This is a genomic window from Geminocystis sp. CENA526 (genome assembly GCF_050753365.1).
GTDB lineage: Bacteria > Cyanobacteriota > Cyanobacteriia > Cyanobacteriales > Cyanobacteriaceae > Geminocystis.
On record NZ_JBLZFY010000098.1, the window covers coordinates 1 to 15,053 of the forward strand.

At 34.7% G+C, this 15,053-nt stretch carries 15 protein-coding genes; 10 read left to right on the plus strand and 5 right to left on the minus strand.

What is annotated here, in order from left to right; all coding sequences use genetic code 11:
* Positions 1-306 precede the first annotated feature (306 nt).
* Together typA and ACN4EE_RS18615 are read right to left on the minus strand one after the other, a co-directional pair.
* Positions 307-2,100 carry a translational GTPase TypA gene (gene typA, locus ACN4EE_RS18610; RefSeq protein WP_431707982.1) on the minus strand — a complete coding sequence of 598 codons (1,794 nt, stop codon included), beginning with the start codon at positions 2,098-2,100 and terminating at the stop codon, positions 307-309.
* A gap of 353 nt (positions 2,101-2,453) precedes the next feature.
* Positions 2,454-4,004, minus strand: coding sequence for an NAD(P)H-hydrate dehydratase (locus ACN4EE_RS18615; RefSeq protein WP_431707983.1), 1,551 nt, complete (start codon positions 4,002-4,004; stop codon positions 2,454-2,456).
* Positions 4,005-4,348: 344 nt separating this feature from the next.
* Between ACN4EE_RS18615 and ACN4EE_RS18620 the strand changes: the two genes are divergently transcribed.
* The 4 genes from ACN4EE_RS18620 to rpmF all read left to right on the plus strand — a co-directional run bounded on the left by ACN4EE_RS18620 (position 4,349) and on the right by rpmF (position 8,196).
* Positions 4,349-5,578 carry a response regulator gene (locus ACN4EE_RS18620; protein ID WP_431707984.1) on the plus strand — a complete coding sequence of 410 codons (1,230 nt, stop codon included), beginning with the start codon at positions 4,349-4,351 and terminating at the stop codon, positions 5,576-5,578.
* 174 nt (positions 5,579-5,752) lie between these two features.
* Positions 5,753-6,715 carry a DNA cytosine methyltransferase gene (gene dcm, locus ACN4EE_RS18625; protein WP_431707985.1) on the plus strand — a complete coding sequence of 321 codons (963 nt, stop codon included), beginning with the start codon at positions 5,753-5,755 and terminating at the stop codon, positions 6,713-6,715.
* Between the two features lie 4 nt (positions 6,716-6,719).
* Positions 6,720-7,844 carry a phospholipase D-like domain-containing protein gene (locus tag ACN4EE_RS18630; protein ID WP_431707986.1) on the plus strand — a complete coding sequence of 375 codons (1,125 nt, stop codon included), beginning with the start codon at positions 6,720-6,722 and terminating at the stop codon, positions 7,842-7,844.
* Positions 7,845-8,022: 178 nt separating this feature from the next.
* Positions 8,023-8,196: a 50S ribosomal protein L32 gene (gene rpmF / locus ACN4EE_RS18635; RefSeq protein WP_431707987.1), complete on the plus strand. Its 174-nt coding sequence runs from the start codon at positions 8,023-8,025 to the stop codon at positions 8,194-8,196.
* Between the two features lie 33 nt (positions 8,197-8,229).
* On the opposite strand, the gene yidD is transcribed toward rpmF, so the two are convergent.
* The gene (gene yidD, locus ACN4EE_RS18640; protein WP_431707988.1) at positions 8,230-8,478 is read right to left on the minus strand and encodes a membrane protein insertion efficiency factor YidD; all 249 of its coding nucleotides are present in this window, start codon (positions 8,476-8,478) and stop codon (positions 8,230-8,232) included.
* A 174-nt stretch (positions 8,479-8,652) separates the two neighbouring features.
* Positions 8,653-9,645, minus strand: coding sequence for a ketol-acid reductoisomerase (gene ilvC / locus ACN4EE_RS18645; protein ID WP_431707989.1), 993 nt, complete (start codon positions 9,643-9,645; stop codon positions 8,653-8,655).
* A gap of 32 nt (positions 9,646-9,677) precedes the next feature.
* Between ilvC and ACN4EE_RS18650 the strand changes: the two genes are divergently transcribed.
* From ACN4EE_RS18650 to trpB, 4 genes are all read left to right on the plus strand, one after another.
* Positions 9,678-9,827, plus strand: coding sequence for a hypothetical protein (locus ACN4EE_RS18650; protein ID WP_431707990.1), 150 nt, complete (start codon positions 9,678-9,680; stop codon positions 9,825-9,827).
* A gap of 183 nt (positions 9,828-10,010) precedes the next feature.
* Positions 10,011-10,847, plus strand: a complete 837-nt coding sequence (locus tag ACN4EE_RS18655; protein WP_431707991.1) for a M90 family metallopeptidase — start codon at positions 10,011-10,013, stop codon at positions 10,845-10,847.
* Between the two features lie 9 nt (positions 10,848-10,856).
* On the plus strand, positions 10,857-11,081 hold the full coding sequence (locus ACN4EE_RS18660) for a hypothetical protein (RefSeq protein ID WP_431707992.1): 225 nt from the start codon (positions 10,857-10,859) through the stop codon (positions 11,079-11,081).
* Between the two features lie 52 nt (positions 11,082-11,133).
* Positions 11,134-12,378, plus strand: coding sequence for a tryptophan synthase subunit beta (trpB, locus tag ACN4EE_RS18665; RefSeq protein WP_431707993.1), 1,245 nt, complete (start codon positions 11,134-11,136; stop codon positions 12,376-12,378).
* A 119-nt stretch (positions 12,379-12,497) separates the two neighbouring features.
* Here trpB and ACN4EE_RS18670 read toward each other — a convergent pair whose 3' ends face one another.
* Complete coding sequence (locus ACN4EE_RS18670; protein ID WP_431707994.1) at positions 12,498-13,286, minus strand: TrmH family RNA methyltransferase; 789 nt, start codon at positions 13,284-13,286, stop codon at positions 12,498-12,500.
* A gap of 39 nt (positions 13,287-13,325) precedes the next feature.
* Here ACN4EE_RS18670 and ribD point away from each other — a divergent pair, with 39 nt between their 5' ends.
* Together ribD and ACN4EE_RS18680 are read left to right on the plus strand one after the other, a co-directional pair.
* Positions 13,326-14,429: a bifunctional diaminohydroxyphosphoribosylaminopyrimidine deaminase/5-amino-6-(5-phosphoribosylamino)uracil reductase RibD gene (gene ribD, locus ACN4EE_RS18675; RefSeq protein ID WP_431707995.1), complete on the plus strand. Its 1,104-nt coding sequence runs from the start codon at positions 13,326-13,328 to the stop codon at positions 14,427-14,429.
* 30 nt (positions 14,430-14,459) lie between these two features.
* Positions 14,460-14,945, plus strand: a complete 486-nt coding sequence (locus ACN4EE_RS18680; RefSeq protein ID WP_431707996.1) for a chemotaxis protein CheW — start codon at positions 14,460-14,462, stop codon at positions 14,943-14,945.
* The last annotated feature ends 108 nt before the right edge of the window (positions 14,946-15,053 follow it).

Here is a 15,053-nt window from a genome sequence, read left to right on the forward strand (position 1 = left end):
AAATTTAGTAAATAGCTATAAAAAATCAATTTATCATAATTTTTAATCAAATCTTCTTATGATTCGATCGCACAGCGCCGCTTTTAGCGATCGATTTAATCTAATTTTTATCTCGAACTGAGGTCTTGCCTGTATTTTTTAAGATGTCTATTGATTATTTTCTGATGAAGTTGGGCTTAATATATTAAGCCCCTACATTCTTTATTTCTCACTTCTTACTTCTTACTTCTTACTTCTTACTTCTTACTTCTTACTTCTTACTTCTTACTTCTTACTTCTTACTTCTTACTTCTTACTTCTTACTCTCTAGCGTTTAGCTAATTTTTTGCTAGGTAATTTGCGCAAACGGATAGATTCGGGAGTAACTTCCACTAATTCATCAGGACCAATATACTCTAATGCGCGTTCAAGACTCATTTCTACAGGGGCTTGTAGTTGCACAAGTTCATCACCAGTTGCCGATCGATGGTTGGTTAACTGCTTGGTTTTACAAACGTTAATTTCTACATCCTGAGCGCGGTTACTTTCACCAATAATCATGCCTTTATAGACTTTTGTACCCGGATGGATAAAGAAAATACCTCTGTCTTCAGCGTTTTTCATGGCGTAGAAAGTAGAAACACCTTCTTCAAAGGAAGTTAATACACCGTTGTAACGGGTTTCTAAATCACCTACTAAAGGACGATATTCATGGAAACTATGGTTCATAATCCCTTCCCCCTTGGTGATACGGATAAAGTCACCACGGAAGCCAATTAAACCCCTTGCTGGAACGATAAATTCTAATTGAGTACGTCCGTTTCCGCCTGATTGCATATCCTGCATTTCGGCTTTACGTTGCCCTAAGCGCTCGATACAAGAGCCTTGTGCTTCTTCGGGTACGTCTAAAACGAGGTATTCAAAAGGTTCGTAGGGTTGCCCGTTGACTTGACGATAAATTACTTGAGGCTGAGATACTTGAAACTCAAATCCTTCACGGCGCATATTTTCGATGAGGATACCTAAATGCAATTCTCCACGTCCAGATACTACGAATTGATCCGCAGAATCACCATCTTCAACTCTTAAAGCTACGTTAGTTTGTAGTTCTTTGTCAAGACGATCTCTGATTTGACGAGAGGTAACAAATTTACCTTCTTGCCCCGCAAAAGGAGAGTTATTGACAGAAAATGTCATGCGTAAAGTAGGCTCGTCCACTTTAATTAAAGGTAACGCTTGAGGTTCACTAGGACAAGTGATAGTTTCCCCAATATTCGCATCAGCAAAACCAGCCACCGCAACGATATAACCTGCACTAGCTTCTTGTAATTCTACTCTTTGTAAACCATTGAACCCTAGTAGTTTACTGATACGGGCTTTCACCAGCGAACCATCTTCTTTGATTAAAGCGGCTTGTTGCCCTGCTTGAATTGTACCGTTATGAATTTTACCGATGACAATACGTCCTAAATATTCGGAATAGTCAAGAGTGGTTACTTGTAACTGTAAAGGTTTATTGGGGTCTCCTGCCGGGGGTGGAACATGGTGTAAAATCGCCTCAAATAAGGGTTTCATGTCCACATTTTCATCGTCCAGATTTTCTTTAGCAAAACCGCTAATACCTGAAGCGTAAAGGGTAGTAAAGTCACATTGATCATCATCTGCACCTAACTCTACAAACAAGTCAAATACTTTGTCCACAGCTTTGTCGGGTTCGGAACGGGGTCGATCGATCTTGTTAACTACGACAATAGGACGTAAACCTTTTTCGAGGGCTTTTTTGAGGACAAAACGGGTTTGAGGCATAGGTCCTTCGTTAGCATCTACGATCAAAACACAACCGTCAACCATTCCTAAAACTCGTTCTACTTCACCGCCAAAATCGGCGTGTCCGGGGGTATCAACAATATTAATTAATGTATCTTTATAACGTACTGCTGTATTCTTAGAAAGGATGGTAATTCCTCTTTCTCTTTCAATATCATTAGAGTCCATAACACAGGTAGGCACTTCTTCACCTTCTCTGAAGATACCAGACTGTTTTAATAGTGCATCAACTAAGGTTGTTTTGCCGTGATCAACGTGGGCAATAATCGCAATATTGCGAATGGGGAGAGACATAAATCTGCTAATTTAATGTAAATAATTATTTATAGTTGACTTAATTCTAACGGATCATTGTTATTTTTTGTAAAATTTTGTTTTTATTTTTCCTTTTTTGAGTTAAAAGAATTTGACTTTTTGAGGGATTCATTAGGTAGAGTTTGCCTCATAGTCTTTTGATAAAGGTAGGGAAAAGGGAAGAGGGAATAGGGAAAAGTATTTTTTATTGATATAAACTGCGGTTAAATTAATTTAAGATAAATTTTTCCTACATTTAATGATTTAGAAGTTACGCACTTGTACCAAAAATCAAGAGGTTGAGATTCCTTCGCTACTCTCGGATTAAAGTCGTCCGAGTTATTCAGCAAACTTTAGGTAATTTTATACAGTTGACTAAGGTATCGAGATATATAAGAAGCTAAATTTACTCCGTCAACCCCTAATTCGGTTAAGTCTTGAGAAGCTAAAATTCCTCCCTGTTGATGTAACCATCCTCCCGAAGCAACCACATCCTCAAGGGAATGTTTACTTAAATCCGTTTGCGCTAATAATCCTCCTAAGAAACCACTTAACACATCTCCACTGCCTCCCCTCGCTAATGCTGGTGTGCCTTCTTTGATAATGCGATTATATTTACCTTGATGACTAATCATGGTTTTTGCTCCTTTTAGTAAAATAGTACTATTAATTCTATGGGAGGCTTCCTGTAATCCTTCTAATCGATTTTTGTTTAAGTCAATGTCAGGAAATAAACGTTTAAATTCTCCTTCATGGGGTGTTAAAATTGTCGGGGCTTGACGTTGTGATAAAATCTTTAGATTATCTTCTGTTAAGTAGTTAAAACCATCGGCATCGATAATTAATATCCTCGGAGTCGCTAAAATTTCCTTGACAGGAAAACAAGGTATTGTTTCTCTTGTTATACCCATTCCCAGCACGATCGAACTATACTTAGTAAAATCGATAGATGGTAAAGAAGAAAAATCCATAACTCCTGTGTTTGTTTCTGGAGTAGCAATTACCAAAGCCGAAGGAATGTGACTATTAATCAACGGTTGCAAAAATTCAGGTACAATCATGGTTAACATCCCCACACCACTGGTATTAGCGCCATAACCTGCTAATAAACTTGCACCTCCATAGCGTTTTGAGCCACATATAAGCAATACATTGCCTTGACGATATTTATGGGTATTCACCGCGCGAGGCAAGGGTAAAACCTCTTTCACTTTTTCCCTCGTTATCACCTTAACCACAGGAGATTGATTAATAACTTCTGTTACTATGCCATTAGGGATACCTATATCAATTTTGACTAACTTTCCCGTATATTCCCACGCAGGAGACTGAAATAAACCCAACTTCCACAATCCCAAGCATAAAGTCAGATTAGCTTTAATCGCAACCCCTAACACTTCTCCCGTGTCGGTATGAATACCCGAAGGAATATCGATACTAACTATAGGCTTTTCCCACTGATTAATTAAAGTGACATCATTGGCTAAAGAGTTGGTAATGTGACGATTTAAACCAAAACCAAACAAGCAATCAATGATAACATCACAGTTTCCTAATTCTTCAATACTGGTGACAAAAGGCAAATTCAAAAACCCTGCATAATCTAAATGTTGCGCCGTTAAATCCTTTGATTTGTCAGCTAGGGGAGTGTATAACTTGACTTCGTAACCCCTTAACCACAATTCCCTAGCAATAACTAAACCATCTCCTCCATTATGACCGCAACCGATGAAAAATCCTATTTTTTGATATTGACTCAGAGGATATTCTTTACTGATTTTTTGAGTTAATAATAAACCTGCTTTTTCCATCAAACTTGCGACAGGCATTCCTTGCGCAAACATTCGGTTTTCGATTTCCTGCATTTGTTTGGCATTGACTACACAACACTCTTTATCTTGCATAATTGGTGACAATGAATTACTGTGAACATTTTATCTAAATCTCGATGGAATACCCTCCTCTTGCCTCTTATCTTTGTTAAGAAAGTCAACAAATTAATTATTTTGATTCTCACATATCCTAAAATGTCATCAATATATCAATTTTCGATCGAACTAAAGAAATGAGAATCTATTAGCTTTATAATAGAGAACTTTTAAAATTCGATCGTATAGCTATGGTTTTATGGAAACTGAGGGGTAAACTGAAAATCAGCAGAATTTTTTTTCGTTAAATTTTCTATATAAAATGCCATAGTTAGCAACGAAAAGAAGATATACTTAAGTGAGAACATCAAGGGGTAACAATGAGTAGTTCAGGAGTATTAAAACAAAAACTGCAATCCCTCCAAGGAAAAAAGTTTACGGGTAGAATTGACATCAAAAATAGTAAAGGGAAAGAATGGCGATTATATTTTTGTCTAAGTCGCTTAATGTGGGCTGATGGAGGTTATCATCCTTATAGAGCATGGGAAAGATTATTAAATAAATATTGTCCTCATTTAGATCATCATTTTATCGATATAAATAAAGCTAAAGAATTTGAGTGTTGGAATTATTATTTAATAGTCTCTTTATTGCAAAGATTTTTAATCACAAAAGAACAGGCATTATGTTTAATAAATGAAAAAATTAAACAAATATTATTTGATATTTATCAAGCTGAAAATCAAGAAAAACTTAAGTATAATTTTATTTTGGTAGAAGATAATTTCCCCGAAGAATCAGGCTTAAAAGTATCTATTACCCTGCTCAAAATAGAAACTATATTAAATACGGTAGAATCTCAATGGCAACAATGGGAAAACGCTGGATTGAATAGGTTTAGTCCCAATTTTGCTCCCGTAGTAAAAAATCCAGTATTGTTGCAACAAAAATTTAAAGGTAAAGAAAAAACCTATAGAAAATTAATCTCTTTACTCAATGGTAAGTTTCCTTTAACCGAATTAGCAGATAAATTAAATTTGACAATTTTAAAAGTAACTCTTTGGTTAAAACCTTATCTTGAACAAGATTTGATTTCTTTAGTAGAAATTAAAGATAAATCGGTACAAATAACCTTAATTGGAGTGACTAATCATGATTATAAAATAACCAACACTACCCATCAACAATTAATCATCTGTGTTGATGATAGCCTCCAAGTTTGTCAAATTATGGAGCATATTGTTACAGAAGCGGGTTATCAATATTTTTCCATTCAAAACCCTTTAAAAGCCTTACCAGAAATTCTTAAGAGAAAACCAGATTTAATTTTTTTAGACTTAATCATGCCTATTGTTAATGGCTATGAGATTTGTTCGCAAATTCGCCGAGTTTCTGCATTAAAAGACATTCCTATTATCATTTTAACCAGTAATGATGGTATGGTCGATCGAGTTAGAAGTAAACTGGTAGGGGCGAATGGTTTTTTAGGAAAACCCATTGATCAAGAGAAAGTTTTAGCTAAAATAAAAGCGAGTTTTCGTGCTAAAAAATCTTCTAAATCTGATGATGCTTCTACTACGTTGGAATTTAAAACTGAAACTTCTCCATGAGAATTTTAGCAAAAATCAAATTAATATATTATAAAAAATACTCCTAATTTTTACTAATCATTCTAAAAGTTCTAAAAAACTTATATACTTTTGAGCTTATACAAATCAGTTGTTATACTAATATGATTTCTATTATTATAGATTGTATGAGAAAATAAAAGAGTAAATTTTACTATGTCTAATTCTATTAAATTTATTGATTTGTTTGCTGGAATAGGAGGAATAAAAATAGCCTTTGAATCTGAACATTTTGAATGTGTATTTTCTAATGATATTGATAAATATTGCAAGATAACGTTTGATTATAACTTTTATAAAAATGGCACTAATAGTCTTTTTTTAGAAGATATTGTTAATATTCCTTCTACTGATTTACCTGATTTTGATTTACTAACGGCTGGTTTTCCTTGTCAACCATTTTCAATAGCAGGGTACCAAAAAGGCTTTGAAGATAAAGGACGAGGAGATTTATTTTTTGAGATTATTAGAATATTAAAAGAGAAAAAACCACAAGCATTTTTTTTAGAAAATGTTAAAAATTTAAAAACTCATAATAAAGGAAATACATTGGCTTTTATATATGAACAATTAGAAACAATAGGCTACAAAGTAAAAGATGCAGTTTTAAATACCATTGAATATGGTAATTTATCTCAAAATAGAGAAAGAATTTATATAGTAGGTTTTTTAAATCAAGATTTTTTTAATCGGTTTAATTTCCCAGATAAAATTCCTTTAAAAAAAACTATCCATGACTGTTTAGTTACAAATAATATTGACAATAAATATTATTATAATGGAAAGCCTTTATTTGAAAAACTAAAACAAGAAGTTATTAGTCAAAATACTATTTATCAGTGGCGGAGAATCTATGTCAGAGAAAATAAAAATAATGTTTGTCCAACTTTAACAGCTAATATGGGTACTGGAGGACATAATGTGCCAATTATATTAGATAATCAAGGTATTAGAAAATTAACACCGAGAGAATGTGCCAACTTTCAAGGTTTTCCAAAAGATTATCAATTTCCGATTATACCTGATTCACAACTCTATAAACAAATAGGAAATTCTGTTTCAATTCCTGTTATTTCACGAATAGCTCATAATATAAGATTAGCACTAACAAATAATTAATAATATGTTTTTTAATCAACAAAGTATTGAACAAAGACAAATGTACGAAAACTATCTAAAAATGCTAGGTAGTTTATCTAATTTATGTTCTGATTCTAATATTCCTTATCTATATTATAGGATGGCAGAAAAAGTTTTTTGTCGTGCTTTTGAGACTGAAGATTTATCCAGAAGTGATGTTTCTATTGATGCTAAAAAAAATAATTTAGGTATTGGATTAAAGACTTATTTATCGGGCAATAATAAAACTTTTCAAAAAATAGCAGAATTTAATAATGATAGATATTTATATCAAAATCTATCACCTTTTGATTTGATTATAAAAATATCAGAATTAAGAAATGCCAGAATCGATTTTACAGAAAATAATCATGGTGTTTTATCTTCTATTTATCATTGCATTTTAAGAGAAGTTGGCAAATTTAAAATTTTTGAAGAATCTCTCGATAGAATTGATATAGCCAATATTAGTTTTATTAAAAATAACAATAGTTCTATTATTTTTGAAGATGGAAGACATGAGTATTCATTTTTGTTGTCAAAAAGTACTTTAACGAAACGATTTGTTACTCAATCAATCATATATGAATTTGATATAGATATTTTAGCAGATCCATTAGATGATTTATTGAGACTATTATCTCAAAATCAATTATTAATTAGTAGTCAAAATAAAATTAAGGAAACTGTGTATTTACCTTTATATGGTAGAAACAAAACTGTATTTGAGAGAAGTGGATTAAATCAATGGAATGCACAAGGAAGAATGAGAGACATAAATGAAGTTTATATTCCTATTCCTAGTAAAATTTATCAATTATCACCTAACTTTTTTCCTGATAGAGATACCCCTTTTAATTTAAAATTACCATCAGGAGAAATTATGAAATCTAAAGTTTGTCAAGATAATAATAAAGCCTTAATGTCTTATTCAAATAAAGAATTAGGACAATGGATTTTAAGAAAAGTATTGAAACTTAAAGAAGGAGAATTGTTGATTTATGATAAATTACAAATAATTGGAATTGACTCAGTAAGAATTGATAAAATAGATGATTTAGAATATGAAATAAATTTTGCTCAAATTGGTTCTTATGAGAAATTTATTGACAAAATGGAAAATTCATAAATTTATATTCGTTAATGTAACAAAAGTGGTTTTTAAAACATTATGCTTTTTACTTATCTTAACCAAAAGCAAAGTATATCCTTACTAAGTATATTTAGATTGTGCTATTGTCAGCATCGATCGAATCAGGTTAAAATAGTAAAATTGTCCAATAATTAAATTATTATAGTAAAAGTTCATGGCAGTACCTAAGAAGAAAACATCTAAATCTAAACGCAATCAACGTCGCGCTCATTGGATTAAAAAAGCACAAACCCAAGCACAAAAAGCCTTAGCATTAGGTAAATCCGTCTTAAGTGGTAAATCGAATAGTTTTGTTTACCCTAGCGATGAAGAAGATACCGAAGAGTAGAAAAATATCTAAAACGGGCATCTTGCCCGTATCTTAATCTCGATCGAACCTAGAGATTAAATCATCGGACAATGAGGGTACAGGATCATAACCGCCCTTATGGAAAGGATGACAACGACAAATACGACAAACACTTAAATAACTTCCTTTGACTGTACCATGACGCTCGATCGCTGTTAAGGCATATTGAGAGCAAGTAGGCACAAATCGACAACTAGGAGGAAATAACGGAGAAATGAAGCGACGATAAAAATTAATTAACAAAATTAGTAATTGTTTCATTATCTCCTCCTGATTATTTGTAATAAACTTATGTTGATAATCAACTTATTGCTTTAAAAAGATTGCTTCGTTACCTCGCAATGACAATATTAAGTTAAGGGCTAAAAAATTTTTTTGTTATAAAGTTAATGTTGGGTTTTGTTTCCGCCACCCAACCGACAGAATATCTGGTAACTATTTTTTCATCCAGCTAAACATCGCGCGTAAATCTTTGCCCACTTCTTCGATAGTTTGTTCGGCTTCACGACGACGCATGGCAGTAAAACCGGGTTTTCCAGCCTGATTTTCTAACACAAATTCTCTCGCAAATTGTCCAGATTGAATTTCACTAAGGATTTTCTTCATTTCCGCACGGGTGTCATCAGTAACAATTCTAGGTCCTCTGGTATAATCACCATATTCAGCAGTATTAGAAATACTATTGCGCATTTTGGCTAATCCACCTTCTACAATTAAGTCAACGATTAATTTAACTTCGTGGAGACACTCAAAATAAGCAATTTCTGGTTGATAACCTGCGGAAACTAATGTTTCAAAACCTGCTTTGATTAATTCCGATAAACCGCCACATAATACAGCTTGTTCACCAAATAAATCGGTTTCTGTTTCTTCTCTAAAACTGGTTTCGAGGATACCTGCACGAGTACCACCAATGCCTTTGGCGTAAGCCATAGCTAAATTACGAGCATTACCTGTAGCGTCTTGATAAACAGCAAATAGAGCAGGTACACCTTGTCCTTGTTCGTATGTACGTCTCACTAGATGACCGGGTCCTTTAGGTGCTATCATTACTACATCAACATCGGCAGGAGGCACGATTTGCCCAAAATGAATATTGAAGCCATGAGCAAAAGATAATACTTTTCCTTTGGTTAAATAGGGTGCAATCTCATTTTCATACACTGTGCGTTGCACTTCATCAGGTAATAATATCATAATCCAATCTGCAAGAGAACAAGCCTCAGCAACGGTATGAACTTTTAATCCAGCAGATTCGGCACTGGATTTGGATTTGCTTCCTTCATAAAGTCCGACAATCACATTAACACCACTTTCTTTTAAGTTTAAGGCATGGGCGTGACCTTGAGAACCATAACCGATAATTGCTACTGTTTTATTTTTAAATAAATCTAAATTGGCATCATTATCATAATACATTTGAGCCATTATACGTTACCTCGATATAAAATTTTAATTTAGTGAGCAATCTTACATTTTACCTTAAAATCATGCTCGATCGAGATCAAATTTTTCAGGGAAAAAATCAGAAAGGCAAAAGCGACAAGTCATTTTGTCATGGAGAAGATATTAAGCAATCTCAAAACATTTATTGGTATCATTGCGAATAGATGAGGTAATTTTGTTTCTTCTGCTTTGAGTAGAATAAATTATGTCACAAAAAACTGTTAAGCATGAGGTTGTCGGTATTAGACTTGTTGTTTATTAATTTGTCATAGCGACTATAAAAAAGCCGTAATTTTTTAGAATTTATGTACTTTATTGAGTTTTTATTAAGAATTAATCAATAATATATGACAAATATTTTATTAATTTTGTTGATTATTATTTTCACTTTCACCTATTATGTAATAATTCCTTTCCAAGTCAAAAAAAGACGAAAATCTCTCAAAAAAGCTAGTTTTCCTCTCGATTGGCATAATTTTTTAGAAAGTAATATTTATTTATATCGCATTTTACCATCTCAATTAAAATTAGATTTACAAGAACATATTAAAATATTTTTAGCTGAAAAACAGTTTATCGGTAAAAATGGTTTTACTATTACCCTTGATGTTAAATTATCGATCGCATCCCAAGCCTGTATATTATTGTTAGGAGATACCCACCATAAACGCAATTATTTTCCCTATCTCAAATATATCTATGTTTACCCTGATATAATTTTAGAAAACAAAAACTCCCCTGAAAATCCTGTGGTTTTACTGGGTTTATCTTCTGTTGGTAACAAAAGCGGACACGATGGTGTAATCTATTTATCTTGGACAGAAGTAGCAAAACAATCTCAATATCCTTCTAAGGGAGAGAATGTGATTATACATGAATTTGCCCATCAATTAGATCAAGAATTTGGCAACGCTACGGGAATGCCACGACTAGGCAATTTACAGGAAAGCATCATCTGGGGTGAAATTTTCGCACAGGAATATTATAACCATTGTCAGGCGGTGAAAAATAAGCAATCAACGGTAATTGATGCCTATGGTGCGGTTAATCCTGCGGAGTTTTTTGCGGTGGTAACGGAAGGCTTTTTCCTTAAACCAAGACTTTTACAGGTTTATCATCCTTTACTTTATGAACAACTTAGCAAATATTATAATGTCAGTTCGATCGAATGGAGTAAGAATTAAGAATTGAGAATGAAGAATGCAGAATTAAGAAAAGCAACGGCAAAGTTATTAAGCAATTTTTTATTCTCTTTGTCATTACGAGGCACGAAGCAATCTCGATGTCATTGCGAGGCACGAAGCAATCTCGATCACGTTTATAATAATAATCGCTTTAGCAGATTTAAGCTATTAGCCTTGTCAATTTATTGCAAGGCAGTAACATTATTTCCTATTCACGGCATCACTATTTTTTGACAAAATGATTTAGGATTGCTATAGGATTAACTTTAATAAAGCTCGAAAAATTGTGACTGTTACACCCATTAAAAATAATAATAAATTTACTCAAGTACCTGATAACTTTGGACGTTTTGGCAAATACGGTGGAAAATATGTACCCGAAACCCTCATGCCAGCGCTCAGTGAATTAGAAACTGCCTATAATAAATATAAGCTCGATCGAGACTTTCAAAACGAATTAAATCAACTACTAAAAGACTATGTAGGTAGAGCAAATCCCCTTTATTTTGCCGAAAGACTAACCCAACATTACGCAAAACCAGACGGCACAGGCGCTCAAATTTACCTCAAACGAGAAGACTTAAACCACACAGGCGCCCACAAAATCAACAACGCTTTAGGGCAAGTTTTACTCGCCGTGCGCATGGGCAAAAAACGCATTATTGCCGAAACAGGAGCAGGACAACATGGAGTTGCAACGGCTACAGTATGCGCCCGTTTTGGCTTAGATTGTGTAATATATATGGGCGTAGAAGACATGGAACGCCAAAAATTAAACGTCTTTAGAATGAGACTTCTAGGGGCAAAAGTAGAGCCAGTATCCGCAGGAACAGGAACTCTCAAAGATGCGACATCGGAAGCCATCCGAGATTGGGTAACAAATGTTGAGACTACTCATTATATCTTAGGTTCGGTGGCAGGACCTCATCCTTATCCCATGATGGTGAGAGATTTTCATGGAGTCATCGGCAAAGAAACCCGTAGCCAATGTTTAGAAAAATGGGGCGGTTTACCTGATATTTTACTCGCCTGTGTCGGCGGAGGCTCAAATGCTATGGGCTTATTCTATGAATTTGTGGGGGATACTTCCGTGCGTTTAATTGGAGTGGAAGCTGAAGGAAGTGGTATTGCATCAGGGAAACACGCAGCAACCCTAACCCAAGGCAAACCGGGGGTTTTACACGGTGCTATGAGCTATTTACTTCAGGATACCCAAGGGCAAGTAACCGAAGCCCATTCTATCAGCGCAGGGTTAGATTATCCGGGGGTAGGACCAGAACATAGTTACTTAAAAGATGAAGGTAGAGGAGAGTATTACAGCGTCACCGATGAGGAGGCTTTAAAGGCTTTTCAGTTAGTCTCTAAGTTAGAGGGTATTATTCCCGCCTTAGAAACCGCCCATGCTTTTGCTTATTTAGAAAAACTCTGTCCTAATATTGAAGGTAGCCCTCGTATTGTGATTAATTGTTCTGGGCGAGGTGACAAAGATGTTCAGACCGTAGCTAAATACATTGAAGGCATCGATTTATAAGAATATAGATTTTAGTAAGGGCGTAAGCCCTTGTCTTAACTTGCTATCAGGTAAGGTTTGAGAGTCACTTCTGGACTCACTGAGTATAATTGATTTTTATTATTAACACAAATATTTCATTACTTTTCACTTGTTTGTTGCCTTTGATATTCTGCTAATAAAAACCCTGTTGCCATAGCCACATTTAAGGATTCCACATCGTTAGCAAGGGGAATTTTGACGTTTTCTGTTGCTAAACTAGCCAATGCTGAAGATAAACCCTGCGCCTCGTTACCTAATAATAAAATAGTCGGTTTCGTAAAATCTATTTCCCAATGGGTTTTATTTCCCTCCAAAGATGTTGCTACTATTTGATAACCTTGGGATTGATATTTTTTCACTAAGGATACTAAATCTTTTTCGACTTTAGCTTGAATCTTAAACCATTCTCCTACGGACGATCGCATCACCTTCGGGTTATCTAAGTCCACACTATCATCACTTAACCAGATAAAATCCACATTCATCGCCACGCTAGTACGAATTATAGTACCTAAATTGCCGGGGTCTTGAATTCGATCGAACACTAACCCTAATTTAAGATTATCAGGAGGTGAACTCGATCGAGCATTACGGGAAGCCGTAGCAATAACTCCATCGGGATTAACCGTCGTCGCCAAATTTTTCATCACGTCACCCGAAACCGTCTCTAACCTTTGCGCTTGAGTTTGTAAAGTTTGCCAAAGAGAGTAATTTTTTTTCTGCCATAACTGGGTAGTTAATACCGTTATCAGAGGATAATTAACCTTACTAGCAACTTCTAATAAATTTGTACCTTCTAATAAATGTAAATTTTCTCGATGCCTTTCCTGAGTTTTATGTAACTTACGAATTTGCTTAACAAGGGGATTTTGCAGACTGGTTAACATATAAAATAGACTTAGAAAATAATTAGAATCTTTCCCATTATGCCCTTTTCATCCTCTCCCTACGAAGATTTCGATCGAACTATGATGTTAAAATGTCTTGAGTTAGCCAAAAAAGCACAAGGCAAAACCTCACCCAATCCAATGGTAGGTTCGATCGTGGTGAAAGATGGTAAAATCATCGGGGAGGGTTTTCATCCCCAAGCAGGACAACCTCACGCTGAAGTATTTGCATTACAACAGGCAGGATCAAGGGCAGAAAATGCCACTGTATATGTCAATTTAGAACCCTGTAACCATCATGGACGCACTCCTCCTTGTACCGAAGCCTTAATTAACGCCAAAGTCAAAAAAGTGGTAATAGGTTCGATCGATCCCGATAGCCGTGTTTCAGGTAGTGGCGTAAAAAGACTGTTAGAAGCAGGAATAGATGTCAAAATTGGAGTAGAGGAGGAGGCTTGTTTAAAACTTAACGAGGCTTTCATTCATCGAGTCAAATATCAACGCCCCTTTGGTATCTTTAAATATGCCATGACTTTAGACGGCAAAATCGCCACGACAACAGGGCATAGTCAATGGATTACCAATCCCACATCCCGAAATTTTGTCCATCATTTGCGCAGTATTTGCGATGCCGTCATTGTTGGGGGTAACACCGTCAGGCAAGATAACCCTCAATTAACAAGTCATGGTGTCAGTGACAAAAATCCGACACGAGTGGTGATGACAAAAACCTTTAGTTTACCATTCGATCGTCAGTTGTGGGATGTAAAGGAAGCCAACACTCTTATTTTTACCTTGCCTCAACCTGATTCTCTCCTCAAACATCATTTATTAACTCAGGGAGTAGAAATTATCGAAACCATCAATCTTACTCCTGTTTTCGTCATGGAGAATCTTTATCAACGAGGCATGAATGCAGTTTTGTGGGAATGCGGTGGAAACTTGGCTTCTGAGTGCATTAAACTAGGAATGATTCAAAAAGTCTATGCCTTTATTGCCCCGAAAATTATCGGCGGAGAAGGGTTTAATCCTATTGGTGATTTAGGTATCAACACCATGAATGAGGCTATACAATTACAGGATACTCAAATTACTCAGTTCGATCGAGATTTTCTCATACAAGGCTATATAATGAATAATTAATGATGAATAATTAATAATGTTCCCCTTATAATGAATACTGCCAACTTACCTGCTCAATCATCAAAAACTAACATTCAAAAAGTCAAATTGTTGATATTTTCGATCGGGAATCTTAACGTTGCCTTACATATCGATACAGTACAAAAGGTCGTCAACTATACAACTATTTTTGGCAGTGGATTAAATTATTATGGGTTAGTAAATATTGATGGAAAAGAAATTACCGTTATCGATTTACACAAAAGATTGTTTAACACTCCTCAAATTTTGACTTCCGAAGACAAAAAATATTTACTCTTAGCTATTAATAGTGAAGGAGAAACCTTTGGTATCTTGATTAAAAGCACCCCTGAACTTTATGATATATCCTTAGATACCATTAGAGAATTACCTCTTTCTTATCGCCGTGCTGATACGTTAAAAATTGCTTCTCATGTTACTGTTATGGAAGAAGAAGATCAACAAAAAACTATATTTATTTTAGACCCAGATGAATTAATTAGACCCATGAGTTAAATATTTAGGGTTTGCTGAATAAATGGAAAAACTAGGAAAATCAGAATTAGGGTTTGCTGAAAAAGTATTTTGATGAAGAGAGGGAAGAGCGGATTTGGGAAAAGGGAA